This is a genomic window from Janthinobacterium sp. GL_088 (assembly GCF_057837845.1).
Map to the genome: position 1 here is coordinate 6134677 of NZ_CM174453.1, position 26450 is coordinate 6161126.

The window sequence follows — 26450 nt, forward strand, 5'->3', positions numbered from 1 at the left end:
GATGGCGTTTGGGAGCGCAGTTCATGGCGGCACGACGGGGCCGCCATGGCCAGCCTTATTCCTCGTCGGGGTCCAGCCCCTTCAAGGCCACCTGCACGGCGCGCTGCGAAAAGCCGCGCTGCATCAAAAAACGCATCTGCTTGTTGCGTTGCTCGGCATCTTGCGCCACTTCACCAAATTTGCGGCGCCACACTTCGCAGGCGCGTGCGGTCTCGCCTTCGGCCAGGCCTGCCTTGAGTTCCTGCAGCGCCTCGCCGGCTATGCCATGGCTTTGCAATTCGGCCATGATGCGGCTATTCCCGAAGCGGGCCGAGCGGCGGTGGATCAGCGACTCGGAAAAGCGCTCCTGCGACAGCCAGTTGGCTTGCTCCAGGCTGTCGAGCAAGGCTTCCACGTCATCACCCTCCTGCGCATGGCGCTGCAGCTTGCGCCGCAATTCCATGCGGCTATGCTCGCGCATCGACAAAAAGCGGAGCGCCCTGCCCTTCAGGCTTAGTTGTACTGCGGCCATACACCCACCTTGTCTTTCATTCCACGATCACAGCCCCCAAACACAATCGCCGCCCGGCGCAACAGCGCGGGACGGCGATCATGGTCACACCTTGCCAGACACCATCCGCCAGTGCGAATGGTGGCTGACGGCAGCTTACTCGGCAGCCTTGGCTTCTGCCTTGGCAGCCTTGTCGGCGGCTTTATCGGCTTTTTCCGGCTTTTCAGCGGCCAGCGGCGGCAGTTCGCGCACGCCCAGCGACGCGCGGACCTTGTTTTCGATCTCACGGGCCAGCGCCGGACGCTCTTGCAGGAAGGCGCGGGCATTGTCCTTGCCCTGGCCGATGCGTTCGCCGTTGTAGCTATACCACGAACCGGATTTTTCCACGATCTTGGCATCCGAACCCAGGTCCAGGATTTCGCCTTCGCGCGAGGTGCCGGCGCCATACAGGATGTCGAAGTGCGCTTCCTTGAACGGTGGCGCGATCTTGTTCTTGACGACCTTGACCTTGGTTTCATTGCCGATCACTTCATCGCCGGACTTGATCGAGCCGGTGCGGCGGATATCCAGGCGCACGGAGGCGTAGAATTTCAGCGCATTGCCGCCGGTGGTCGTTTCCGGGCTGCCGAACATCACGCCGATCTTCATGCGGATCTGGTTGATGAAGATGACCAGGGTATTCGTGCGGTTGATCGAACCGGTCAGCTTGCGCAGAGCTTGCGACATCAGGCGTGCTTGCAGGCCTGGCAGGGAGTCGCCCATGTCGCCTTCGATCTCGGCGCGTGGCGTCAGTGCGGCTACGGAGTCGATGACGACGAGGTCGACGCTGCCCGAACGCACGAGGGCGTCGCAGATTTCCAGCGCCTGCTCGCCCGTGTCCGGTTGCGAGATCAGCAATTCATGCAAGTTCACGCCCAGCTTTTGCGCGTAACCGACGTCCAGCGCGTGCTCGGCATCGATAAAGGCGCAAGTGCCGCCCAGTTTTTGCATTTCAGCAATGGTTTGCAGGGTCAGGGTGGTTTTACCCGACGATTCCGGACCATAGATCTCCACCACGCGGCCGCGCGGCAAGCCGCCCACGCCCAGCGCGATATCGAGGCCGAGCGAACCGGTCGACACGACTTGCACTTCTTCGATCGCCGCGCTGGCATCCATGCGCATGACCGAACCTTTGCCAAACTGCTTCTCGATCTGCGCCAGTGCGGCGGCGAGCGCCTTGGCTTTTTCCGATGCGGGTACTACAGCTTTTTTATCGTCCATATGTTCTTTCAGCCGTTCTACAGGTGCGGATTCACGAGACGCATCTACGTGAACCGTGCAGCCTGCGATAGCGCCAGTGGGTTAAATTCTTTACACAGACAGTACTGTATAAAAAAACAGTGATCAATGCAAGCGGAACGTGGATTTGTTTTGAAACAGATCAATACAAGCCTGGTTTCTCACAAAAACTCGCCACCTTGCGGAAAATGAAACACAATACAAACTTCTACCGCCGCAAGCATAGGAAGTGCACCATGCGTATTTTACTTGCCGAAGATGACAGCGTGCTGGCCGATGGCCTGACCCGCTCGCTGCGCCAGTCCGGTTATGCGATCGACTACGTCAAGACGGGCCAGGAGGCCGATACGGCCCTGTCCACCCAGGAATTCGACTTGCTGATCCTCGACCTGGGCCTGCCGAAAATGTCCGGCCTGGAAGTGCTGCGCCGCCTGCGCGCGCGCGCCTCGCTGTTGCCCGTGCTGATACTGACGGCCGCCGATTCCATCGAGCAACGCGTGAATGGCCTCGACCTCGGTGCCGATGATTATATGGCCAAGCCGTTCGCCCTGTCGGAACTGGAGGCAAGAGTGCGCGCCCTGACGCGCCGCGGCGCCGGCGGCGGCGCCACCATCATCAAGCATGGCCCCCTCAGCTACGACCAGGTGGGGCGCAGCGCCTACATCAACGACCAGATGCTCGACCTGTCGGCGCGCGAACTGGGCTTGCTGGAAATCTTGCTTGGCCGCACCGGCCGCCTCGTCTCGAAAGAGCAGCTGGTCGACCACCTGTGCGAATGGGGCGAAGAAGTGTCGAACAACGCCATCGAAGTGTATGTCCACCGCTTGCGCAAGAAGATCGAAGTGGGCGGCGTGCGCATCGCCACCGTGCGCGGCCTCGGCTATTGCCTGGAAAAATACTCGGAAACGGCGCGCCTGAACGCTGAAGCGGGCGAGTCGGCAAGCCCGGCCAGCGGACCCGCCAGCAAGTGAAGGCGCGCGAGGCGCCAGCGGACGAGCCAGAAGACGACGACTGGTTCGAGCCGCCCACCACGGAACAGGATGACACCATCGAGCATTCGCTGTTCGGCGAAATCCTCGACTGGATGCTGGCGCCCTTGCTGCTGCTGTGGCCGATGAGCATTGCCATCACCTACCTGGTGGCCAAGGGCATCGCCAATCAGCCGTTCGACCATGCGCTGGAAGACAGCGTGACGGTGCTGACGCAGCAGGTCAAGCAGGCCGACGGCGCCATGCTGCGCCGCGTGCCGGAAAAGAACAGCAGTAATAGCGGCCGCGACTTCCTGCGCGGCGACGATATCGACACCCTGTATTACCTGGTAGTGGGTCCGCGCGGCGAATATCTGGACGGCGACCGCGACTTGCCCCCGCCACAGGACGCCGACAAATACCGCAGCGGCATGGTGCTGTTTCGCAACGACACCATCCATGGCACGCCCGTGCGCGTGGCGTTCAGCTATCTCGACATCCCTTCCGGCAACGACGATGAGCCCAGCCGCGCGCTGGTGCAAGTGGCGGAAACCCTGGAAAAGCGCGCCCAGCTGGCCAATGAAATCATCAAGGGCGTGATCTTGCCGCAGTTCATCATCCTGCCCGTGATCCTGGCCCTGGTCTGGTTTGCCCTGGCGCGCGGCCTGTCGCCGCTGGCGCAATTGCAGGAACGCATACGCGCCCGGCCGCCCGACGATTTATCGCCCATCGAATCGGGCCAGGTGCCCGAGGAAATCACGCCGCTGGTCGGATCGCTCAACGAGATGCTGGCGCGGCTGTCGCTGTCGATCGACATGCAGAAACGCTTCATCGCCGATGCCGCACACCAGATGAAGACGCCGCTGGCCGGCATGCGCATGCAATCCGAACTGGCCCTGCGCCAGACCGACCACGACGAGATTCACCGCTCGCTGCTGCAACTGGCGAAAAGTTCGGAAGCGGCCACGCGCCTGGTCAACCAGCTGCTGGCCCTGGCGCGCGCGGAAAACCAGCCGCAGGCGGGCACGGCGTTCGAGCCGATCGAGCTGAGCGAGCTGGCGCGCGGCGTGGTGCAGGACTGGGTGCAAGCCTCGTTTGCCCAGCATATCGACCTGGGCTTCGAGCAGCCCGCGTATTCGATCATGATTTCCGGCAATGCCATGATGCTGCGCGAACTGCTGAGCAACCTGATCGACAATGCCCTGCGCTACACGCCGGCCGGCGGCAGCGTCACCGTGCGCGTGCGCAGCACCCTGGAACTGGCCATCCTGGAAGTGGAAGATACGGGCCCCGGCATACCGCAAGCCGAGCGGGCCCACGTGTTCGAACGCTTTTACCGCATTCTCGGCAGCAATGTCGACGGTAGCGGCCTGGGCCTGGCCATCGTGCGCGAAATTGCGCAGCAGCACGGCGCCGAAGTCGATATTTTTAACAATCCGCGCGCGCAGTCGCCGAAGCTGCCGGGCACCCTGCTGCGCCTGAGCATCGCCCTGCTGTTGCCGGACGCGCCAGAAGAGGATGAGATCACGTATGGATAAGCCGAGCCCACCCGTTCCGCCAACACGGTCGCTACGCACGCCCGGCCCCGAGCTGCAGGCGCGCCTCGATGTGCACTGGCGCAAGACGCGGCGCCTGACGGCCATCCTGCTGCTGGTCTGGCTGCTGACGGGCTTCCTGACCGTGTTTTATGCGCGCGAACTGTTGCATCTGAACCTGTTCGGCTGGCCGCTGCCCTTTTATATGGCGGCCCAGGGCGCCTCGCTGGTGTACCTGGCCATCATCGCCTTCTATGCCTGGCGCATGCGGCGCCTCGACCGGGCTTTTCATGCCGAGGAGCAGGCATGAGCACCCAGCGCAGCTTCTTTGCCCGCCTGTGCCGCTACTACCTGCTGTTTACGGCCGGTTTCGCCGCCTTCCTGCTGGCTTTGTCGGTGCTGGAACAGGAAGGCATGCCGCGCGCGTGGATCGGCTACCTGTTCATGCTCGTCACCATCACCCTGTACGCCACCATCGGCGTCATCAGCCGCACCTCGAACGTCACCGAATACTATGTGGCGGGGCGCAGGGTGCCGGCCATGTTCAACGGCATGGCCACGGCCGCCGACTGGATTTCGGCAGCCAGCTTCATCAGCCTCGCCGGCGGCCTGTATCTGAACGGCTTCGACGGCCTGGCCTTCATCATGGGCTGGACGGGTGGCTATTGCCTGGTCGCACTGCTGATCGCGCCCTACCTGCGCAAGTTCAGCCAGTACACGATTCCCGATTTCCTCGCCGCCCGCTATGGCAGCGGCACCGACAAACGGGGCGCCAGCGTGCGCGTGGTGGCCGTGGCCGCCACCATCATCGTGTCGTTTACGTATGTGGTGGCGCAGATCTACGCCGTCGGCCTGATCGCCTCGCGCTTCACGGGCGTGGATTTTTCCGTCGGCATCTTCCTGGGCCTGGCCAGCATCCTCGTCTGCTCCTTTCTGGGCGGCATGCGCGCCATCACCTGGACGCAGGTGGCGCAGTACATCATCATCCTCGTCGCCTTCCTGATTCCCGCCATATGGCTGTCGGTCAAGCATGCGGACAATCCCGTGCCGCAGATCGCCTACGGCAAGGTGCTGCCGCAACTGAGCGCGCGCGAACACGTGCTGGAAACGGATCCGAAAGAAAACGAGGTGCGCGCCATCTTCCACCAGCGCGCCATCAGCTACCAGGCGCGCATAGCCGGCTTGCCCGCTTCCTGGGAACAGGGCCATCTGACGGCCCAGCGCCAGCTCGATAGTTTGCGCCAGCGCAATGCCTCGCTGTTCGACATCCGCAACGCGGAACGCTACCTGATCGCCTATCCGAAGAGTCCGGACGAGGCACGCGTGCTGTGGCAGGCGGCGCAGGCGCAGAACCAGAAACGCGCCGAGCCGATCATTCCGCACGCGCAGCCGTTTCCCGCCGCCGACCGGGAGCAGTCCGACATCAAGCGCAACAATTTCCTGGCTCTCGTGTTCTGCATGATGCTGGGCACGGCCGCCCTGCCGCATATCCTCATGCGATCGTACACCACGCCGTCCGTGCACGAAACACGCGTCTCCGTCTTCTGGACCCTGTTCTTCATCTTGTTGATCTACCTCACGATTCCCGCGCTGGCCGTGCTGGTCAAATACGACATTTACTCGGCGCTCGTGGGCACGCAATACGCGAACCTGCCCACCTGGGTGTCGTACTGGGCCAATGTGGACAAGCTCAGCCCCCTGATCAGCATCGTCGACGTCAACCGCGACGGCATCGTGCAACTGGCGGAAATTTCCATCGACGCCGACGTGCTGGTGCTGGCCACGCCCGAGATCGCCGGCCTGCCCTACGTGATTTCCGGCCTGGTGGCGGCCGGCGGCCTGGCAGCCGCCCTGTCGACGGCGGACGGCTTGCTGCTGGCCATCTCCAACGCCCTGTCGCACGACGTGTATTACAAGGTGGTCGATCCCACCGCCTCGACGCAAAAGCGCGTGACGATTTCAAAATTGCTGCTGCTGGCCGTGGCCTTCATCGCCGCCTATGCGGCCTCGCAAAAGCCGGCGGACATTTTGTCGCTGGTGGGCGTGGCCTTTTCCCTGGCCGCCTCGACCCTGTTCCCGCCGCTGGTGTTGGGCGTGTTCTGGAAACGCGCCAACTACCAGGGCGCGCTGGCCGGCATGCTGACGGGCTTTGGCGTATGCCTGTATTACATGCTGCACACGAGCACCATGCTGGGCGGTAATGCCAGCGGTCAATGGTTCCATATCGCGCCTATTTCCGCCGGCATCTTCGGCGTGCCGGCCGGCCTGGCCGCCGCCGTGCTGGTCAGCTGGCTGACGCCGGCGCCGGGACGCCGCAGCACGGGGCTGGTCGAGCATATCCGGGCGCCGGAATAACAACGCAGCAAAGACTGGGTGACGTGCAACAATTCTTCGACAGAACGATCGGAAAAGACAGCGCCCCGGCAAAAAAGGAGTAGGCTGGAGGGCCGTTCCACTTACGAGGAAATCCCATGCCGTCTGGAAAAATTCTTGTCGCCCAAGGGGGCGGCCCGACCGCCGTCATCAACCAGTCGCTGGTGGGCGTGGTGCTCGAATCGCGGCGCTTTCAACATGTCACGCGCGTGTATGGCGCGCTGCATGGCGTGCGCGGCATCGTCAATGAAGAATTTGTTGATCTGACGCAGGAAACCAGCCACAACCTGGAACTGGTTGCCGCCACGCCGTCCTCGGCCCTCGGTTCCACGCGCGACAAGCCCGACATCGCCTACTGCCAGCAAATCTTCGAAGTGCTGCGCGCACACGAGATCGAACATTTCTTTTACATCGGCGGCAACGACTCGTCCGACACGGTGCGCATCGTCAGCGAGGAAGCACACAAGGCCGGCTATCCGCTGCGCTGCATCCACATCCCGAAAACCATCGACAACGACCTGGTGGGCAGCGACCACACGCCCGGCTTTCCCTCTGCCGCGCGTTTCGTCGCGCAAGCATTCGCCGGCGCCAACCTCGACAATGCCGCCTTGCCCGGCGTCTACGTGGGCGTCGTAATGGGCCGCCACGCGGGCTTTTTGACGGCGGCCTCGGCGCTGGGCAAGAAGTTCCCCGACGATGGCCCGCACCTGATCTACCTGCCCGAGCGCGTCTTCGTGCTGGAGAATTTTCTTGCCGACGTGAAGGCAACCTATGAAAAATACGGTCGCTGCGTGATCGCCGTCTCGGAAGGCATCCACGACGCCTCGGGCGAACCGATCGCCAGCTTGCTGGCCAAACAGGTGGGCAACGAAGTGGAGCGCGATGCGCACGGTAACGTGCAATTGTCCGGCACGGGCGCGCTGGCCGACCTGCTGTGCGACGAAATCAAGGCCAAGCTGGGCATCAAGCGCGTGCGCGGCGATACCTTTGGCTATCTGCAGCGCTCCTTCATCGGTTGCGTCTCCGACGTCGACCAGCGCGAGGCGCGCGAAGTGGGAGAGAAGGCGGTGCAGTTCGCCATGTGGGGCGACCGTGACGGTTCCGTCGCCATCAAGCGCACGGGCTTTTATTCCGTCGATTACGAGTTGCTGCCCCTGACGGAAGTGGCGGGCAAGACGCGCACCATGGAAGACGAATTCATCAGCGCCAGCGGCACGGACGTGACCGATGCTTTCAGGTTATATCTGCGCCCGCTGCTGGGTTCGGGCATGCCCGATGCGTTCCGCCTGCGCGCCGCAAAAGTAGCGAAGGTCTTGAAACCTTAGCTGTTTTCCGCCAGCAATAGCGGCCGCAGTTTCACGGCCGCCTCCTTGAGCTGCGGCACGTGCTGCAGCAGCTGCTCCACGGACTTTCTCGCCACGGGCGCGTGGCAGGCCACGGCCGCCACGATGCGCCCGTCGGCCGCGCAGATGGGCACGGCCACGGCCACCATGCCGTGCACAAATTCCTCATCGTCGATGCCGATGCCCAGGCGGGCGATGCGCACGATCTCGCGTTCCAGCAGCACGGGGTCGGTGATGCTTTTCGGCGTGCGCGCTTCCAGGCCCAGCATGGCCAGCAGCTCGCGCCGCTCCAGCAGGGTCATGTGCGCCAGAAATAATTTTCCACTCGCCGTGCAATGCATGGGCGCGCGCGTGCCCAGCACCAGGTGCAGGCGCAGCGGTTCCTGCGTTTCCACCCGGTCCACATAGACGATCGCATTGCCCTCGGGAATGGCCAGATTGCACGTCTCGCCCGTGGCCGCCACCAGGCTGCCCAGGATACTGCGGCTCACGCGGATCAGGGCATTGTTGCGCAGGGTCGCCAGCGCCAGGTTGGCGGAAGCGGCACCGGGCACATAGCCGCGTCCCACGGGCGTGCGCAGCACATAACCATGCTGTTCCAGCGTATCGAGCAGGCGCATCATGCTGGCCTTGGGTACCTGCATGCGCGCGGCCAGCTGCGACAGGGTCAAGGGCTGGCTGGCGCTGGCCAGGTGCTCGATCAGCCGCAGCACGCGCAAGCCCCGCGCCTCGTCGCCATGGCTGGCCGCCGTGCCGGCACCCGCTTGGCTGCCTTCTTCGGCCTCGGCCGGCCGTTTTTGAAACGCATCATGCATGTTCTGTTTCACCTCTCGCGTATGCGGCTGTTTCCGCTTGTCCCGGTGCTGCACGTCTTTTATAAATGGAACCAGATGTTCCAAAAATAATCAATAAAGACCAGTGTATCGCAAAAAATGCCCGTCGAGGCAGCTAGATACCGCAACGCAGGAGACAAGAGCAATGTTGCAAACACACTACGATTACATCGTTGTCGGCGCCGGTTCCGCCGGCTGCGTGCTGGCCAACCGCCTGTCGCATGACAGCAACAACCAGGTATTGCTGCTGGAAGCGGGCGGCAAGGACAGCAATCCGTGGATACACGTGCCGGTCGGCTATTTCAAGACCATGCACGATCCCAAGCTGGACTGGTGCTACCGCACGGAAGCGGACGCCGGCATCGCGGGGCGCCAGCTGCAATGGCCACGCGGCAAGGTGCTGGGCGGCTCCAGCTCGCTCAACGGCTTGCTGTACGTACGTGGCCAGAAGGAAGATTACGACCGCTGGGCCGAACTGGGCAATGCAGGCTGGAGCTATGCCGAGGTCTTACCCTACTTCAAGAAATCGGAAGACCAGGAACGGGGTGCCAGCGATTACCACGGCGTCGGCGGTCCATTGAAAGTGTCGGACCTGCGCCTGCGCCGTCCCATCGCCGAACACTTTATTGCCGGCGCCACGGAAAGCGGCATCCCCTTCAATGCCGATTACAACGGCGCCACGCAGGAGGGCGTCGGCTACTTCCAGCAGACGGCCAGCAAGGGCTTGCGCTGGAGCACGGCGAAAGCCTTCCTTCGGCCCGCCCGCAAGCGCGCCAACCTGCGCGTGGAAGTGCGCGCGCAAATCACCCGCGTGCTGTTCGAGGGCAAGCGCGCCGTCGGCATCGAATTCCGGCAGGATGGCCAGCTGCGCCAGGCGCGCGCCAGCGGTGAAGTGATTTTATGCGCGGGCGCCATCGGCTCGCCGCAAATCCTGCAATGTTCGGGCGTGGGCCCGCGCGCCCTGCTCGATGAAGTGGGCGTGCCGCTGGTGCACGACTTGCCCGGCGTGGGACAGAACCTGCAAGACCATCTGCAAATCCGCCTCGTCTTCAAGACGCGGCTGAAAACCCTGAACGATGAAGTCAACAGCCTGTGGGGCAAGCTGTGGGTGGGCATGCAATATGTGTTTTCCCGCTCGGGGCCTTTGACCCTGGCGGCCAGCCAGGTGACGGTGTTTACCCGCTCCTCGCCCGAGGTGGAGCGGCCCGACATCCAGTTCCACATGCAGCCGCTGAGCGCCGACAAGCCGGGCGAAGGCGCGCATCCGTTTTCCGCGTTCACGTCGTCCGTGTGCCAGCTGCGTCCGTACAGCCGCGGCCACGTGTCGATCAAGTCCGCCGATCCCTTTGCGTATCCGGGCATCTACCCGAACTACCTGTCCGACCCGCGCGACCAGCTAACGGCGATTGCCGCCCTGCGCGTGGCGAGAAAAATCGCCGCCGCCCCCTCGCTGGCGCCGCACATCATTGCCGAGTTCGTGCCCGGCCCGCAGTTCGAGACGGATGCGCAGCTGCTGGACGCGGCACGGCGCTTCAGCCAGTCGATCTACCACCCGAGCGGCACCTGCAAGATGGGGCACGATGCCATGGCCGTCGTCGACGACCGCCTGCGCGTGCACGGCCTGCAGCACCTGCGCGTGGTCGACGCGTCGATCATGCCGGAAATCGTCTCGGGCAATACGAACGCGCCCACCATCATGATCGCCGAAAAAGCGGCCGACATGATCCTGGCGGACGCCGTGCGCCTGCCCAAGGCAGCCTGACCCGCCCCTTTTCATCCCATTCCCTGCAAGGAGGATGCCAGCGGCGGGCAGACGGCCCCGCCTCCAATGACTCGGCGACAAGCCAAGCATCAGAAAAAAACACATAATCGATATCGATTGGAGACTAGATATTATGGATAACAATACGAACAATCCGAAAAAGGCCAAAGAGCTACGGAAAGTCGTGATGGCCAGCGTGATCGGCGCCACCATCGAGTGGTATGACTTCTTCCTGTACGGCGTGGTGGCCGGCATCGTGTTCAGCAAGCTGTATTTCCCGGGCGGCGATCCGCTCGTCTCGACCATGCTGGCCTACGGCACCTTTGCCGTGGGCTTTCTGTCGCGCCCCATCGGCGGCGTGATCTTCGGCCACTTCGGCGACAAGATCGGCCGCAAGAGCATGCTGGTGATGACCCTGATGATCATGGGCGTCTCCACCTTCCTGATCGGCGTGCTGCCGACGTATGACCACATCGGCTACTGGGCGCCCGGCCTGCTGCTGTTCCTGCGCGTGCTGCAGGGCATCGGCCTCGGTGGCGAATGGGGCGGCGCCGTGCTGATGGCGTATGAATATGCACCGCCGAAGGAGCGCGGCTTCTACGCCAGCCTGCCGCAGATCGGCCTGGCCATCGGCTTGTGCCTCGCTTCCGGCGTGGTGGCCATCCTGTCCTACAGCCTAACGGACGCGCAATTCCTGTCCTGGGGCTGGCGCGTGGCCTTCATCCTGTCGGCCGCCCTCGTCTTCATCGGCATGTGGATACGCCTGAACGTGATGGAAACGCCCGAATTCCAGGCCGTCAAGGAGAAGAACGCGGAGACGCAGATTCCATTCTTCGACCTGCTGAAACGCTATCCCGGCAATGTCTTGAAGGGCATGGGCGCGCGCTATATCGACGGCGTGTTCTTCAATATCTTCGGCGTGTTTTCCATCACCTATCTGACCAATACCATCAAGATCGCCCGCACGGAAGCGCTGATGGGCGTGATGGCGTCGGCCGTCGTGATGTGCTTCTGCATTCCGTTTTTCGGCCGCCTGTCGGACCGCATCGGCCGTACCAAGGTGTTTTTCTGGGGCTCGCTGATCACGGGCGTGTCGTCGATTCCCGCCTTCTGGATCATGCTCCACCACGCCGACAATCCCTTGCTGCTGTGGTGTTCCGTGATCATACCGCTGGGCGTGCTGTATTCAGCCGTGTATGGCCCGGAAGCGGCCCTGTTCTGCGACCTGTTCGATGCCAAGGTGCGCTACACGGGCATCTCCTTCGTGTACCAGTTCTCCGGCATCTTCGCCAGCGGTCTGACGCCCATCATCGCCACCTACCTGCTGAAAACGGGCAATGGCGAGCCGTGGCACATCGTCGGCTACATCCTGTTCGCCTCCCTCGTCTCGGCCGTCAGCGTGGCCATGATCGGGAAAGGAGGCTCGCAACCGGATGGCCGCATGAAGACGGCGCACGCAAGGTAAGACCTGCGGACGTAAAAAAGGCAGGCCTCTCGCGAGTGCCTGCCTTTTCTATGCGTGTGATAACTTAGATCACGATGGTCTGATGCTCATCACCCACGCGGGCGCGGATGGTGCCGATGCGCGAGACGGTTTCGCCAGCCGCTTGCAGCTGGGCGATGGCGGCATCCGCGTTTTCTTGCGAGACGATGACGGTCATGCCGATGCCGCAGTTGAAGACGCGGTGCATTTCGGCGTCAGCCACGCCGCCGTGCTGTTGCAGCCACGTGAACAGCGGCGGCATGGTCCACGATTTCGAGTCCAGCTCGGCCACCAGGCCAGGCTGCAGCACGCGCGGGATGTTTTCCACCAGGCCGCCACCGGTGATGTGCACCATGCCTTTGACTTCCATCGCATCCATCAGCGCCAGCAGCGGCTTGACGTAGATGCGCGTCGGCTGCATCAGCACGTCGGCGAGTTTACGGCCGTGGAAGTCGCCTTCCAGGTCTGGTTTTGCCACTTCGATGATCTTGCGCACCAGCGAGTAACCGTTCGAGTGCACGCCCGACGAGGCCAGGCCCAGCACCACGTCGCCCGGGGCGATCTTGGTGCCGTCGATGATTTTCGATTTTTCCACGGCGCCGACGGCAAAACCTGCCAGATCGTATTCGCCGGCCGGGTACATGCTCGGCATTTCCGCCGTTTCGCCACCGATCAGCGCGCAACCGGCTTGTTCGCAACCCTGGGCGATGCCCTTGATGACGTCGGTGGCGATGGCCACGTCCAGCTTGCCGCAAGCGAAGTAGTCGAGGAAGAACAGGGGCTCGGCGCCTTGCACCAGGATGTCGTTGACGCTCATGGCGACCAGGTCGATGCCGACCGTGTCATGGCGGTTCAGTTCGAACGCCAGGCGCAGTTTGGTACCGACGCCGTCGGTGCCCGAGACCAGCACCGGTTCCTTGTACTTCTTGCTGATTTCAAACATGGCGCCAAAACCGCCCAGGCCGCCCATCACGCCTTCGCGCAGGGTGCGCTTGGCAAACGGCTTGATTGCTTCGACTAAAGCGTCGCCTGCGTCGATATCGACGCCAGCGTCACGGTAGGAAAGGGAAACATTAGAAGTCTGGTTCATGGTGTGGTGGCAGCGGAGGCGGTAAAATAGAAGGCGGATACCCGCCGGCACGCGCGCGCAAGCATGTTTTTCAACATCGTGCGGCAGGACGCCAGCGGGTGAATTCGGTCGATCAAGTCGCTATTTTATCAAACTGCCCCGCCATTTCGTAATTAACTGCCTTTTTTTAACGCAACAGCACAAACTACATGCCATTCGCCATCACCGCCGAACAGAAGCAAACAGCATTTTGGATCGCGGTCTGGCTGGCATTCTTGCTGCTGCTCGTCAGCCTCGGTCCCATCCTGACGCCCTTCCTGGCCGCCGCCATCCTCGCCTACGTGCTCAATCCCGGCGTGGACCGATTGCAGCGCCTGCATTACAAGCGTTTTTATGTACCCCGTCCGCTGGCCGTGCTGGTCGTCGTAGTGTTGTTTTTCCTCGCCATTACGGCGCTCGTGCTGATCGTCGTGCCCGTGTTGCAGAAGGAAATCCCCTTGCTGCAGGCGCAAATCCCCCAATTTCTCAGCAAGGCGAACGAGTTCCTGGCGCCGAAACTGCGCGATCTGGGCATCCGCGTGCGCCTCGATGGCACGGGCATCAAACGCATGTTGAGCCAGCAGATGGCCACCAGCGGCGATGAAATCTGGAGCACGGTACTCGCCTCGGCCCGCATCGGCGGCACGGCCGTGCTGGGCTGGCTGGCCACCGTGGTGCTGATTCCCGTGGTGCTGTTCTATCTGTTGCTGGACTGGCATCCGATGCTGGCGCGCATCGCCGGCGCCGTACCGCGCCGCTGGGTCGGCCGCACGGTGGGCATGGCGCAGGAAGTCGACACCCTGCTGGCGCAATACCTGCGCGGCCAGTTACTCGTCATGCTGGTGCTGGCTACGTATTACTCAGCGGCGCTGGCCATCGCCGGTTTTGAAGTGGCATTGCCTGTGGGCATCATCACTGGCTTGCTGGTGTTCATTCCCTACCTGGGCTTCGGCCTGGGGCTGATGCTGGCGCTGATCGCCGCCCTGCTGCAGTTTGCCGACTGGAGCGGCGTCATCGCCGTGGCCGTCATCTACGGCTGCGGCCAGGTCATCGAAGGCTTTTTCCTCACGCCGCGCCTGGTGGGCGAGCGCATCGGTTTAAATCCGCTGGCCGTGATCTTCGCTTTATTGGCTTTCGGACAATTGTTCGGTTTCGTCGGCGTTTTGCTCGCTTTACCCGCTTCTGCCGTGCTGATGGTCGCTTTTAAGCATCTAAGACGCCACTACCTCTCCAGCAGCTTCTATAATACCTAGTAAAAGCGGATATCATATCAACCTAGCAATACCACGATGCACATGCAGTAATGAAAAACAGGACAAGGCGTACGCCATGAAACAACTGGTGCTCGATTTAGGCACAGACCAGGCGCACAGCCTCGATACCTTCGAGGTGGGACAGAATGCCGAAGTGGCGCAGCTGATGCGCCAGTTCGCCGCGCGCACGTCGCGCGAACATTTTGCCTACTTGTGGGGCGAACTGGCCGCCGGCAAGAGCCACCTGCTCAAGGCCCTGGCCAGCACCGAGCGCGCGCGCTATATTTCGCCATTCTCGATCGAGTCCGAATTCGTGTATTCGCCCGACGTCGACCTGTACCTGCTCGACGACTGCGAAAAACTGTCGCCGCTGGCGCAGATCGACGCCTTTGCCCTGTTCAATGAAATCCGCGCCAACAAGGCCTATATGGTGTGCAGCGGCGCCGTGCCGCCCGCCGTGCTGCCCGTGCGCGAAGACTTGCGCACGCGCATGGGCTGGGGCCTGATCTATCAGATCCACGGCTTGACCGACGATGAAAAAATCGCCGCCCTGACCCAGGCGGCCACCACCCGCGGCTTGACCTTGTCGCCCGGCGTGTTACCCTATCTGCTGTCCCATTTCCGGCGCGACATGCGTTCGCTGTCAACGATGCTGGACTCTCTCGACCTCTACTCCCTTGAAACCCAACGCCCGATCACCTTGCCATTGTTGCGCGAGTTGTTGCAGGCGGAAGCGAAAGAATGATGAATCTGGCCCTGTTTGACCTCGACCACACCCTGCTGCCCATCGACTCGGATCATGAGTGGGGCGAATTCCTGGTACGCATCGGTGCCGTGGACGCCGCCGAATTCACCCGCCGCAACGACGAATTTTTCGCGCAATACCAGGCCGGCACGCTCGATCCGGTGGAATACCTGGAATTTTCCCTCGGCACCCTGGCGCAATTCCCGCGCGAACGCCTGGAAGCGCTGCACAAGCAATTCATGGCCGAAGTGGTCTTGCCGGCCATCCGCCCCGAAGTCGTGGCCCTGCTGAAACAGCACCAGGACGCGGGCGACCTGCTGGCCATCGTCACGGCGACCAACCATTTCATCACCAAACCCATCGCCGATGCGCTGGGCGTCGAGCACTTGCTGGCCGCCATGCCCGAGTATGACGACGCAGGCAATGTCACGGGCAAGCTGGTCGGTACGCCTACCCTGGGCGCGGGCAAGCTGACCCACACCCATGCCTGGCTGGAAAAGATGGGCAAGGAACTGGGGCAGTTCGAGCGCAGCTATTTTTACAGCGATTCGCATAACGACATTCCCTTGCTGTCGGTCGTGACCCACCCTGTCGCGACCAATCCCAACACCGCTTTGAGCGCACACGCATCCCTCCACGGCTGGCCATCACTCCACTTATTCAATGATTAAAAAATTCATCCGCAAGATCCTCGGCGTTAAAAAAGAGGCAGCGCGCGACACCACGGCACCCGTCGTGCTCGGTCCTGCGCAACACGGAATCGACCCGAAACTGGTGTCGTCGAATGCCATCCGCGTCACCAGCAGCCTGCAGGAAGCGGGTTTCGAGGCCTTTGTCGTCGGCGGCGCCGTGCGCGACCTGCTGCTGGGCGTGAAACCGAAAGACTTCGACATCGCCACCAACGCCACGCCGGAACAGGTCAAGCGCTTGTTCCGCCGCGCCTTCATCATCGGCAAGCGCTTCCAGATCGTGCACGTGATGTTCGGCCAGGATTTGCTGGAAGTGACGACCTTCCGCGGCGCCGGCGCAGACTCCGCGCCCAAGGATGAACATGGCCGCGTCCTGCGCGACAACACCTTCGGCTTGCAGCACGAAGACGCGCTGCGCCGCGACTTCACCATCAACGCCATGTACTACAACCCGGCCACGCAGGAAGTGCTCGATTACCACGGCGGGGTGGAAGACATCCGCGCCAAGACCTTGCGCATGATCGGCAAACCGGAAGAGCGCTACCGCGAAGACCCCGTGCGCATGCTGCGCGTGGTGCGCTTCGCCGCCAAGCTGAAATTCACCATCGAGCCGCACACGGCCGCGCCGATCCCCATCATGGCGCCGCTGATCAACAACGTGCCGGCGCCGCGCGTGTTCGACGAGATGCTGAAACTCCTGATGAGCGGCCACGCGCTGGCCTGTTTGCAGCAGCTGCGCAAGGAAGGCTTGCATCACGGCCTGCTGCCGCTGCTCGACGTGGTGCTGGAGCAGCCGCTGGGCGCGAAATTCGTCACCCTGGCGCTGGACGCCACGGACCAGCGCATCGCCGCCGGCAAGACCGTCTCGCCGGGCTTCCTGTTTGCCTCGCTGCTGTGGCACCAGGTGCTGGAAAAATGGACGGCCTACCGCGCCGCCGGCGAATCGACGATTCCCGCGCTGCACCTGGCGGCCGACGACGTGCTCGATTCGCAGACGGAAAAACTGGCCTTGCAGCGCAAGATCGGTTCCGACATGCGCGACATCTGGTCGATGCAGCCGCGCTTCGAGCGCCGGGTCGGCAAGGCACCGTACAAACTGCTCGAGCACCTGCGCTTCCGCGCCGGCTACGACTTCCTGCTGCTGCGCTGCGCCTCGGGCGAGATCGACATGGATATCGGCGAATGGTGGACGGCCTTTTATGAAGGTGACGAGGAAACGCGCGAAGCGCTGCTCGTCAGCGCCAATGCCGCACCGGGCGCCGTCAAGAAAAAGCGCCCGCCACGCCGCAGCACGCGCAGCAAGACGGGCACGGGCGGCTCGACCACCGGCAGCAGCGAGGAATAATGGACGCACCTGCGCTGGTCACCGCTTACATCGGCATCGGCGCCAACCTGGGCGACGCGCGCGCGAATGTGCACGATGCGCTTGCGCGCCTGGCGCGCCTGCCTGGCGCGTCCCTGGTGGACGCCTCGGCCAGCTACCGCACGGCGCCCATCGATTCCAGCGGTGACGACTACATCAACGCCGTGGCGCGCATCAGCACCACCCTGCCGGCAGAAGAATTGCTGCAGGCCCTGCACGCCATCGAGGCGGCGCACGGGCGCGAACGGCCCTACCGCAACGCCCCGCGCACCCTGGACCTGGACTTGCTGCTGTACGGCGAGGAACGGATCGCCAGCGCCACCCTGACGGTGCCGCATCCGCGCATCACCGAGCGCGCCTTCGTGCTGGTGCCGCTGCTGGCCCTGGCGCCCGCCATCGTCGTGCCCGGACTCGGGCCGGCACAGGACTACCTGCCGGGCGTGGCCGACCAGGCCATCAGCAAGCTCTGAGCCACGGCGCCAGACATACACTACAATGCCGTCCCTGCAGCACGCCGCATAAAGTACTACACTAGCGGCGTCGTACCCCTTTCACTCTAGAGAATACCTATGTCCGCTTATTTGCAAGGAACAGATCTGGCCGCAAAAGACAAGGCCGCCACACCGGCGCCGGCGCCATCCAAACCTGTCGCCAACAAGGCCGTGACCATCCACACGCTGGCCACGCTGCGCGCCGCCGGCGAAAAAATCACCATGCTGACCTGCTATGACGCCAGCTTCGCGTCCCTGATGGACCGTTGCGGCGTGGAGATCCTGCTGATCGGCGATTCGCTCGGCATGGTCTGCAATGGCCACAATTCCACCCTGCCCGTCACCGTGGCCGAACTGGCTTACCACACGGCTTCCGTGGCGCGCGGCAGCAAGTCGGCCATGATCGTTGCCGACCTGCCGTTTGGCGCGTACGGCACGCCCGAGACAGCCTATGCCAACGCCGTCATCCTGATGCAGGCTGGCGCGCACATGATCAAGATCGAAGGCGGCGCCTGGCTGGCCGAGACGGTCCGTTTCCTCTCCGAGCGCGGCATTCCCATCTGCGCCCACATCGGCCTGACGCCGCAATTCGTGCACCAGCTGGGCGGCTATAAAGTGCAGGGCAAGAGCACGGAAAGCGCGGCGGAGCTGAAGAACGACGCGCTGGTACTGCAAAACGCGGGCGCCGCCATCGTGTTGATGGAAGCGATGCCGACGCAACTGGGCAAGGAAGTGACCGACATGCTGACGATCCCCACCATCGGCATCGGCGCAGGTCCCGACTGCTCGGGCCAGGTGCTCGTCATGCACGACATGCTGGGCGTCTTCCCAGGCCGCAAGGCGCGTTTCGTGCGCAACTTCATGGAAGGCGCGGCCAGCATCGACGACGCCGTCACCGGCTACGTCAAAGCAGTCAAGGATGGCAGCTTCCCGGCGCTGGAACACTGCTTCTGACACACGGCTTCTGATTGCTGCTATTCAGATGATATCGCCTCGGTAACTGCCGGGGCGATTTTCTTGGCGCGTAGCGTTTCTGTCCGTACAAACGCCACCTCCAGTCCAAAAAACTGCCCTATCCGGTTCAGTGACTGGATGGTCGGATTACCCTTGCCGCTCTCGATTTCCTTGATGGTTTTCAGGCTGACCCCTCGGTGTTCCGCAAATTGCGCCTGCGTCAGGCGCGAGATGGCGCGCATCTCCTTCACCGCATGCTGGAGCGTGACTTCACCGCGCGCGATGGCGTCGTAGAGCACCGCCCTGCGCTGCCTGAGCTGTTCCTTGTCGATATGGGTGCGCGCCATCTCAGTGCTCCCCCAGCGCGCTCAATTGTTCGATCTGTGTGGCGATGTGAGGCCTGAGAAAGGCGACGATATCGTCATCCACGCCTGCCTGCAGCATGTGCCGCTCCAGCTCGACGAGTCGTTGGCCGAAGCGGTAAAGTTCAAGCTGAATGTGATTGCGCTCCACGTCGGCAATATCCATGGCGGCCAGAATGGCAGGCCATGCATGCAGCTCTTTTTTACCGATCGGATGGTACCAGCGCGCTGCCCGCGCAATGCCTGCCGGGTCCAGATACATGGGCGCGAAATCAAACAAGGGCGTGAGACGCACGTTGGCACCGATCTTTTGAACGGCGGTATTGCGTGCGTGGTTATCGGTATTGCGCATGGCCAGGTTCAATATGTCGCGCTTGAGGAATTCAACGGTCTCGGTGGTCTTGTCGCTGACGACGGCGCGCAATGCCTGCAACAGCTCGAACTGGCTGGGCGAAGCTTCAAATCCCACGATGCCGGCCAACGAAGCCGCACTTTCCTGATGCAGGCGAAGTACCTTGCCATCCCGGACTATCCGGTCAAAGCGTGGAATGAACAGGGTATCTTCCTGGTAGCGAAGCTCACCAGCCGTCCGCAAGCCCATCGCGCTCGCCACGCGCATGTAGGCCGCTTCATTTCTCAGCACCTTGTCATCGCTCGGGGTCTTGCCCCGCGCCCGCTTGACGATAAAATGCGCTGCCGCGAGCTCGTCGGCCAATGCGCCATCCGCATGCCACATTCCGTCATGGTCCGTCGTCAGCAAATATTTCGGCGCCGCGCCCTGGACACCGAGGCTACCTGCTGCCAGCATGCTGTGTACCAGCATGCGTTCGTGAAATACCTCGCCGGGGCCAATGATGTCTTCCAATGACAACCCGTGCATGGGTGTATCGGTCTCGTGGCGGGCAAGATGCTGTTCATAGTATTGCACTGCCTCGGCAACTCGGACACACCCGATGGGATTGAAGGCGCCGGCGCACATCAACGGAAAATCGGCGGCAGGACCATCCGTCAGTTGCAGCTGCCCCAGCAGATACGCACGCCCGCTCCCCTGGGGGATCAGGTCAAACACAAAGGCTGGCCATTGCGCCAGCTTCTGCATATCTGCCGTGACGGGAAAGCGCAGCGATACGGGTTCGACTTTTTTCTCGAAGGCATAATCGAGGTCGTATTCAAACAGCGTGGCAGTACGGGGGTTGCCGCCGGCGGGTTCGAGCAGGGTAAGCAATGCACAATCTTTCCATACTTCCTCATGAAAGATTTGAAAATGACACTCCATACCGCCCCCAAAATAGTCCCTATAACGCCTAATTTAGCATATTTTTGCCAATAATTAGATCATATAGGAGCTAATTATCGCGATAATCGACGCACACTAGCCCACCTGTATCCAAGTCGTCTTCAGCTCCGTGTACTTGTCCAGTGCGTGCAGCGACTTGTCACGCCCGTTGCCCGACTGCTTGTAGCCGCCGAACGGCACGGTGATGTCGTCGCCGTCGTACTGGTTGACGTGCACGGTGCCGGCACGCAGGGCGCGCGCCGTCTGGATGGCCTTGGTGATGTCCGAGGTCCATACGGCCGCCTGCAAGCCGTACGGCGTGGCGTTGGCCTGTTGCACCGCTTCGGCGATATCCGTAAAGCCCAGCACGGACAAGACAGGCCCGAATATCTCTTCGCGCGCGATCGTCATGCTCGCATCCACGCCGAAGATGGTCGGCTGCACATAGTAGCCACCCGTCTCCGCGCGCACGGCCTCGCCGCCACCGAGCAGCTGCGCGCCTTCGCTCTTGCCGGCCGCGATATAGCCCATCACCGTTTGCATCTGGGTGGCGTCGACGATGGCGCCCATGACGGTAACTTCGTCGAGCGGGTCGCCAGGCTGGAAGCGGGGCAGCATGGCCAACGCCTTGGCCAGGAATTCTTCCTTGATCGATGCTTCCACGAACAGGCGCGAAGGCGCGTTGCAGCTTTCGCCCTGGTTGAAAAAGATGGAGCCGACGGCGGCGGCCACGGCCTTGTCCAGGTCCGGGCAATCGGCGCAGACGATGTTGGCGGATTTACCGCCCAGTTCCGTCCACGCCCGTTTCAAATTCGACTGGCCCGCCATTTGCACGATCAACTTGCCCGTGCGCGTGGAACCCGTAAAGCCGATGCAATCGACATCCATGTGCAGCGCCAGCGCGGCGCCCGCCTCGTTGCCGTAACCGGGCAGCACGTTGAAGACGCCCGCCGGCACACCCGCTTCCAGCGCGATATCGGCCAGCCGCAAGGCCGTCAGCGGGGATTTTTCGGAGGGTTTGAGGATCACGCTGTTGCCGGCCGCGAGGGCCGGCGCGATCTTCCAGGCCGCCATGATCATCGGGTAGTTCCACGGCACGATGGCGGCGACGACGCCCACCGGTTCGCGCGTGATCAGGGCCAGGCTGTTGGCGGGCGTCGGTGCGATTTCATCGTAGATTTTATCGATCGCCTCGCCATACCAGCGCAGGCAGTTGGCCGTGGCGCCCACGTCCACGCTCTGGCTGTACTTGATCGGCTTGCCCATGTCCAGGGTTTCCAGCAGGGCCAGTTCGGGACCGTATTTCTGTACCAGGTCGGCAAACTTGATCAATATCCGCTTGCGCTGCGCGGGCGACTTGCCTGCCCAGCGGCGGTCGTCAAAGGCGGCGCGGGCGGCTTGCACGGCCGCATCCACGTCGGCGCCATCGCAGCGCGCCACTTGCCCCAGCAAGCGCCCGTCGATGGGCGACAGATTGTCGAAGGTCTGGCCTGACCTGGCCCCTACCCGTTCGCCATTGATGAAGGCGCGTCCATCGATCGTGAGCGCTGCGGCCCGTGCATGCCAGCTGGTGTTTTCCGTCATGGTCGTCTCCTGCAAGATGAAAACGCCAGCTTACTCCTAGTCCGCCAAATACGCCGCAGACAGTTGCTTGCGGCGTCTGCGGTCGGCGCGCGCCAGCATCACGGCATACGCGATCACGGCGAGCGTCACGACGAGGATCGTCAGCGCGGCAATCGCATTCACGCGCGGGTCGAGCCCCAGGCGCGCGCGCGAAAAGATCACCAGCGGCATCGTCGTCGATCCGGGGCCGGACAGGAAAGCCGAGAGCACCACGTCATCGAGCGACAGGGTAAATGTCAGCAGCCAGGCGGACGCCAGCGCCTGCGTGATATTCGGCAGGGTCACGAGGAAGAACACCTGGTGCGCGCGGCAGCCCAGGTCCATCGCCGCTTCGGCCAGGGACTTGCTCATTTCCTGCAGGCGCGATTGCACCACCACGGCCGCATACGCCATGCCCAGCAAGGTGTGGCCGAGCCAGATCGTCAGCACGCCACGCTCGGGAAAACCGAAGACCTTTTGCATGGACACGAGCATCAGCAGCAGAGACAGGCCGATGATCACTTCCGGCATCACCAAAGGCGCGCTGACCATGGCGGAAAACACGGTGCGGCCACAGAAGCGCTGGTAGCTGGTCAAGGCAAAGGCAGCGAAGGTGCCCAGGATGACGGACGAGGTGGCCGACAGGAAGGCGATCTTCAGCGACAGGCCGAAGCCCGAGATGATCTCCGTATCGCTCATCAACTCGCTGTACCAGCGCAGCGAGAAGCCGCTCCACACCATATCCTGGCGCGAGCTGTTGAACGAGAAAACGATCAGCACGATGATAGGCAGATAGAGGAACAGATAGCCGAGCGACAGCCAGCCGCGGCCGAACCAGCGCTGCAGGAAATTACGTCCGTTCATGTGCGCTCCTCCGCGTCCTGGTCCGTTTTGTATTTGTTAAAAATAGCCATCGGCACGAGGATCAGCAAGACCACCAGCACCGTCACCGACGAAGCCATGGCCCAGTCGTTATTGGTGAAATATTCATCCCACAGCACGCGGCCGATCATCAGGGTTTCCGGGCCGCCCAGCAGCTCGGGAATCACATATTCGCCCACGGACGGAATGAAGACCAGCATGGCGCCGGCGATGATGCCCGATTTCGACAGGGGCACCGTGATGCGCCAGAACGCCTGCAAAGGCGTGGCGCCCAGGTCGGCCGCCGCTTCCAGGAAACGCATGTCCATTTTCACCAGGTTCGCATACAGGGGCAAAATCATGAACGGCAGGTAGGCGTACACCATGCCAACCACCAGCGAAAACGAAGTGTTCATCATGTGCAGCGGCTCGCTCACGATGCCCAGCGCGATCAGCAGGTCGTTGAGCAAGCCGTGGTTGGCCAGGATGCCCTTCCACGCATACACGCGCAGCAGGAACGAGGTCCAGAACGGCAGCATCACCAGCATCATCAGCACGGGACGGATGGACGGTTTGGCACGCGCCATGAAGTAGGCGAACGGATAGCCGATGAACAGACAGATGGCCGTGGTGATGGCCGCGTATTTGAGTGAGCTCAGGTAGGTGAGCAGATACAGTTCATCGGCGGCGATGAACAGGTAATTGGCGATTTTCACCTTCAGCACGACGATGCCGTCGACATACGACAGCAAGCCGCCGAACGGGCTGCCCGCCGTGTCCATGTCGGACAGGCTGATACGCAGCACGATCAGAAACGGTACCAAAAAGGCGGCCGTGAGGAACAGCGACGGCACGGCGATGACGGCGTTGCGGCCAGTGAGCCAGCGTAAGGTCACCAGGTTGCGCAGCATTTGCAGAATGGACGTCATGGTGGCCTCAGCTGGTCAGCACGACGATGTCGGCGCCATCCCACCACAGCCACACGCGCTGCTCGCGTTCGAGGCGCGCGGCGTCGTGGCGGGCTGCGTTGGTGCGCGAGACTTTCACCACCGTGCCGCTGTCGAGGCGTACGTGATAGCTGGTTTCATTGCCAAAATACGCCATGGCGACGATCACGCCCTGGGCGCAGTTGTAGCCGTGTTCCTTTGGTGACGCGCGCTCGTCCAGGGCAGGTGGCGCGATCTGAATGCCGATTTTCTCGGGGCGCACGGCCACCGAGACATCCATGCCCAGGTTGCCCGTGATGCCGTGCGAAACGTAGTGCTCGCCGTCGGGCGTGGCGATCACCACGTGATCGGCTTCGTCCTGCGTGATGCGGCCGTCGAACAGGTTGACGCTGCCGATGAAGTCGGCCACGAAACGGCAGTTCGGCGTTTCATAGATTTCGCCGGGCGCGCCCACCTGCAGGATGCGCCCTTCGCTCATGACGGCGATACGCGTGGCCATGCTCATGGCTTCATCCTGGTCGTGCGTGACCATCACGCAGGTGACGCCCACCTGCTCGATGATATTCACCAGTTCCATCTGCGTGCGTTCGCGCAGTTTCTTGTCCAGTGCGCCCAGCGGCTCGTCGAGCAGCAGCAATTGCGGCCGCTTGGCCAGGCTGCGCGCCAGCGCCACGCGCTGCTGCTGCCCGCCCGACAGCTGATGCGGCTTGCGCTTCGCGTACTGGCCCAGCTGCACCAGCGCCAGCATCTGCTCGACCCGTGCCGCCACTTCCGCCTTCGGCAAGCCATCACGGCGCAGGCCGAAGGCGATGTTGTCCCACACGGACAGGTGCGGGAACAGCGCGTACGACTGGAACATCATGTTGATGGGGCGCTGGTGTGGCGGCACATCGACGATGCTGTTGCCCGCCAGGGCGATGCGCCCCGACGTCGGCGTCTCGAAACCGGCCAGCATGCGCAGCAGGGTCGACTTGCCGCAACCTGAACTGCCCAGCAGCGCGAATATCTCGCCCTTGTTGATCGTCACGGAAATATCATTGACGGCGCGCACGCCATCGAATTCCTTGACCAGTTGATCAATCAGCAAGAAAGGCGCTGGGGCGTCGCTGGCCGACGCGGCTGGTGTTGCTATCGTCATGTGAGTGCTTTGGGTAAGTGGGTGTCAAAATGAAAAACTGGCCGCTACAATGAGCGGCCAGGATGGAAGTTTAGCGGAACTGCCGCCATTGCGGTCCAAAAAATGCGCGGATGGCGGCAAAATGGGGAAAAAACCTACACCCAGCCCTTCGCTTTCACGTCCGCGTACGTCTTGTCCAGGCACAGCCGTATCAAGCCCACCATTTCATCGATCTGCGCGCGCGTCATGACCAGCGGCGGGGCGACGATCATGCGCTCGCCCACGGCGCGCATGATGACGCCATTGTCGAACATGTGGCCGCGGCAGATCATGCCCACGCCCTGGTCCTCGTCGAACAGCTCATTCTCGTGCACGGTGGCGCCCTTCCTGCGCACCAGGTTCAGGCCCGCGACCAGGCCGCAGCTGTCCGCATAGCCGACCAGCGGATGTTCACCCAGGCTGGCGAAGCACTGATGCAGGTAAGGCCCCGTATCCTCGGCCACCTTGGCCACCAGTTGCTCGTCCTCAATGATGCGGATGTTTTCCAGCGCCGCCGCGCAGGCCACGGGGTGGCCCGAATACGTGAAGCCGTGCGTGAATTCGCCACCCTGCTCGATCAGCACTTTGGCCACCCTGTCGCCCACCAGCACGCCGCCCAGCGGCACATAGCCGGACGTGACACCCTTGGCAAAGGTGATCAGGTCGGGCTTGATGCCGAACAGTTCGGAACCGAACCAGCGCCCCAGGCGGCCGAAGCCGCAGATGACTTCATCGGCGATGAGCAAAATGCCGTACTTGTCGCAGATGCGCTGGATTTCGGGCCAATACGTCGATGGCGGGATGATGACCCCACCGGCGCCCTGCACCGGTTCGCCGATGAAGGCAGCCACCTTGTCGGCGCCGATTTCCATGATTTTCTCTTCCAGCCAGCCAGCCGCCTTCAAGCCGAAGGCCTCGGGTGTCAAGCCATGGCCCGACTCCAGGTAATTGGGCTGGCCGATATGCGCGATGCCCGGTATCGGCATGCCGCCCTGCGCATGCATGCCATCCATGCCGCCCAAGGACGCTCCCGCTACCGTGCTGCCGTGATAGGCATTGTGGCGGCTGATGATGGTGTGGCGCTCCTTGTAGCCAAGGATGTCCCAGTAGCGACGCACCATGCGCAAATTCGTGTCGTTGCCTTCGGAGCCGGAACTGGTGAAGAAGACGTGCTGGAACTGCGGCGGCGAGATTTGCGCTAGCTTGGCGGCCAGCTGCGCGGCCGGCACGTTCGTCGTGCCAAAGAAGCTGTTATAGAACGGCAGCGTCTCCATCTGCCGGTACACGGCTTGCGATATCGACGTGCGGCCATAGCCCACGTTGACGCACCATAGGCCCGACATGCCGTCGACGATCTTCTTGCCCTGGCTATCCCACAGATAGACGCCATCGCCGCGCACGATCACGCGCGCGCCCTTGCTTGCCAGATCCTTAAAATCGGTGAACGGATGCAGGTAGTGGGCCGAGTCCATCTGCTGGATGGCGGCCGTGTCATACACCTGCGGCGCCGCGTTTTTCTGCGCGACGGAAGAGACAAAAGCGGCGCTTGGCACCAGCGGATTGTTGGATGTGCTCATT

24 protein-coding genes are annotated in these 26450 nt (G+C 62.5%); 13 read left to right on the top strand and 11 right to left on the bottom strand.

Annotated features, from left to right (window positions below; all coding sequences use genetic code 11):
* Positions 1-55 precede the first annotated feature (55 nt).
* A complete protein-coding gene (recX, locus tag AC3IQ7_RS27435; protein ID WP_099376372.1) occupies positions 56-511 on the bottom strand; it encodes a recombination regulator RecX in 456 nt (151 codons plus the stop codon).
* Between the two features lie 135 nt (positions 512-646).
* Positions 647-1750, bottom strand: a complete 1104-nt coding sequence (gene recA, locus AC3IQ7_RS27440; RefSeq protein ID WP_099376371.1) for a recombinase RecA — start codon at positions 1748-1750, stop codon at positions 647-649.
* Positions 1751-2004: 254 nt separating this feature from the next.
* On the opposite strand from recA, the gene AC3IQ7_RS27445 reads away from it, so the two are divergent.
* The 5 genes from AC3IQ7_RS27445 (at position 2005) to AC3IQ7_RS27465 (ending at position 7969) form a co-directional block, all read left to right on the top strand.
* A complete protein-coding gene (locus tag AC3IQ7_RS27445) occupies positions 2005-2739 on the top strand; it encodes a response regulator (protein WP_099376370.1) in 735 nt (244 codons plus the stop codon).
* The gene (locus AC3IQ7_RS27450; protein WP_489207859.1) at positions 2736-4274 is read left to right on the top strand and encodes a sensor histidine kinase; all 1539 of its coding nucleotides are present in this window, start codon (positions 2736-2738) and stop codon (positions 4272-4274) included. The genes AC3IQ7_RS27445 and AC3IQ7_RS27450 overlap by 4 nt, the downstream gene beginning before the upstream one ends.
* The gene (locus AC3IQ7_RS27455; protein ID WP_489207860.1) at positions 4267-4581 is read left to right on the top strand and encodes a DUF4212 domain-containing protein; all 315 of its coding nucleotides are present in this window, start codon (positions 4267-4269) and stop codon (positions 4579-4581) included. Before AC3IQ7_RS27450 ends, AC3IQ7_RS27455 begins: the two co-directional genes overlap by 8 nt.
* Positions 4578-6626 (top strand): sodium:solute symporter family protein, encoded by a 2049-nt coding sequence (locus AC3IQ7_RS27460; RefSeq protein ID WP_489207861.1) that lies wholly within the window; start codon positions 4578-4580, stop codon positions 6624-6626. Before AC3IQ7_RS27455 ends, AC3IQ7_RS27460 begins: the two co-directional genes overlap by 4 nt.
* A 116-nt stretch (positions 6627-6742) precedes the next feature.
* Positions 6743-7969, top strand: a complete 1227-nt coding sequence (locus tag AC3IQ7_RS27465) for a 6-phosphofructokinase (protein WP_099376367.1) — start codon at positions 6743-6745, stop codon at positions 7967-7969.
* On the opposite strand, the gene AC3IQ7_RS27470 is transcribed toward AC3IQ7_RS27465, so the two are convergent.
* Entirely contained in the window at positions 7966-8802 is an 837-nt protein-coding gene (locus tag AC3IQ7_RS27470) for an IclR family transcriptional regulator (protein ID WP_489207862.1), read from the bottom strand. The genes AC3IQ7_RS27465 and AC3IQ7_RS27470 overlap by 4 nt on opposite strands.
* A gap of 163 nt (positions 8803-8965) precedes the next feature.
* On the opposite strand from AC3IQ7_RS27470, the gene AC3IQ7_RS27475 reads away from it, so the two are divergent.
* Together AC3IQ7_RS27475 and AC3IQ7_RS27480 are read left to right on the top strand one after the other, a co-directional pair.
* Positions 8966-10582 carry a GMC family oxidoreductase gene (locus AC3IQ7_RS27475; RefSeq protein ID WP_489207863.1) on the top strand — a complete coding sequence of 539 codons (1617 nt, stop codon included), beginning with the start codon at positions 8966-8968 and terminating at the stop codon, positions 10580-10582.
* A gap of 133 nt (positions 10583-10715) precedes the next feature.
* On the top strand, positions 10716-12047 hold the full coding sequence (locus AC3IQ7_RS27480; protein ID WP_489207864.1) for an MFS transporter: 1332 nt from the start codon (positions 10716-10718) through the stop codon (positions 12045-12047).
* A gap of 64 nt (positions 12048-12111) precedes the next feature.
* Here the strand turns inward: AC3IQ7_RS27480 and purM are convergent, their stop codons facing one another.
* Positions 12112-13155: a phosphoribosylformylglycinamidine cyclo-ligase gene (purM, locus tag AC3IQ7_RS27485; RefSeq protein ID WP_077408694.1), complete on the bottom strand. Its 1044-nt coding sequence runs from the start codon at positions 13153-13155 to the stop codon at positions 12112-12114.
* A 188-nt stretch (positions 13156-13343) separates the two neighbouring features.
* Between purM and AC3IQ7_RS27490 the strand changes: the two genes are divergently transcribed.
* The 6 genes from AC3IQ7_RS27490 (at position 13344) to panB (ending at position 18668) form a co-directional block, all read left to right on the top strand.
* Positions 13344-14426, top strand: a complete 1083-nt coding sequence (locus AC3IQ7_RS27490) for an AI-2E family transporter (RefSeq protein ID WP_322425981.1) — start codon at positions 13344-13346, stop codon at positions 14424-14426.
* 76 nt (positions 14427-14502) lie between these two features.
* On the top strand, positions 14503-15171 hold the full coding sequence (gene hda, locus AC3IQ7_RS27495; RefSeq protein ID WP_034788687.1) for a DnaA regulatory inactivator Hda: 669 nt from the start codon (positions 14503-14505) through the stop codon (positions 15169-15171).
* Positions 15171-15842 carry a histidinol-phosphatase gene (locus AC3IQ7_RS27500; protein ID WP_322426421.1) on the top strand — a complete coding sequence of 224 codons (672 nt, stop codon included), beginning with the start codon at positions 15171-15173 and terminating at the stop codon, positions 15840-15842. The genes hda and AC3IQ7_RS27500 overlap by 1 nt, the downstream gene beginning before the upstream one ends.
* Entirely contained in the window at positions 15835-17205 is a 1371-nt protein-coding gene (gene pcnB, locus AC3IQ7_RS27505; RefSeq protein WP_489207865.1) for a polynucleotide adenylyltransferase PcnB, read from the top strand. Before AC3IQ7_RS27500 ends, pcnB begins: the two co-directional genes overlap by 8 nt.
* Positions 17205-17693 carry a 2-amino-4-hydroxy-6-hydroxymethyldihydropteridine diphosphokinase gene (folK, locus tag AC3IQ7_RS27510; RefSeq protein ID WP_322426420.1) on the top strand — a complete coding sequence of 163 codons (489 nt, stop codon included), beginning with the start codon at positions 17205-17207 and terminating at the stop codon, positions 17691-17693. The genes pcnB and folK overlap by 1 nt, the downstream gene beginning before the upstream one ends.
* Before the next feature lie 99 nt (positions 17694-17792).
* The gene (gene panB, locus AC3IQ7_RS27515; RefSeq protein ID WP_322425979.1) at positions 17793-18668 is read left to right on the top strand and encodes a 3-methyl-2-oxobutanoate hydroxymethyltransferase; all 876 of its coding nucleotides are present in this window, start codon (positions 17793-17795) and stop codon (positions 18666-18668) included.
* Positions 18669-18688: 20 nt separating this feature from the next.
* Here the strand turns inward: panB and AC3IQ7_RS27520 are convergent, their stop codons facing one another.
* The 7 genes from AC3IQ7_RS27520 to AC3IQ7_RS27550 form a co-directional block, all read right to left on the bottom strand.
* Positions 18689-19015, bottom strand: a complete 327-nt coding sequence (locus tag AC3IQ7_RS27520; protein ID WP_322425978.1) for a helix-turn-helix transcriptional regulator — start codon at positions 19013-19015, stop codon at positions 18689-18691.
* Position 19016: 1 nt separating this feature from the next.
* Positions 19017-20255 carry a type II toxin-antitoxin system HipA family toxin gene (locus AC3IQ7_RS27525; RefSeq protein WP_489207866.1) on the bottom strand — a complete coding sequence of 413 codons (1239 nt, stop codon included), beginning with the start codon at positions 20253-20255 and terminating at the stop codon, positions 19017-19019.
* 147 nt (positions 20256-20402) lie between these two features.
* A complete protein-coding gene (locus AC3IQ7_RS27530) occupies positions 20403-21890 on the bottom strand; it encodes an aldehyde dehydrogenase (RefSeq protein ID WP_489207867.1) in 1488 nt (495 codons plus the stop codon).
* Between the two features lie 36 nt (positions 21891-21926).
* Positions 21927-22772 carry an ABC transporter permease gene (locus tag AC3IQ7_RS27535; RefSeq protein ID WP_489207868.1) on the bottom strand — a complete coding sequence of 282 codons (846 nt, stop codon included), beginning with the start codon at positions 22770-22772 and terminating at the stop codon, positions 21927-21929.
* The gene (locus AC3IQ7_RS27540) at positions 22769-23698 is read right to left on the bottom strand and encodes an ABC transporter permease subunit (RefSeq protein WP_219308314.1); all 930 of its coding nucleotides are present in this window, start codon (positions 23696-23698) and stop codon (positions 22769-22771) included. The genes AC3IQ7_RS27535 and AC3IQ7_RS27540 overlap by 4 nt, the downstream gene beginning before the upstream one ends.
* A gap of 7 nt (positions 23699-23705) precedes the next feature.
* Positions 23706-24854, bottom strand: coding sequence for an ABC transporter ATP-binding protein (locus tag AC3IQ7_RS27545; protein WP_322425974.1), 1149 nt, complete (start codon positions 24852-24854; stop codon positions 23706-23708).
* Between the two features lie 134 nt (positions 24855-24988).
* On the bottom strand, positions 24989-26449 hold the full coding sequence (locus tag AC3IQ7_RS27550; protein WP_489207869.1) for an aspartate aminotransferase family protein: 1461 nt from the start codon (positions 26447-26449) through the stop codon (positions 24989-24991).
* Position 26450: the final 1 nt, after the last annotated feature.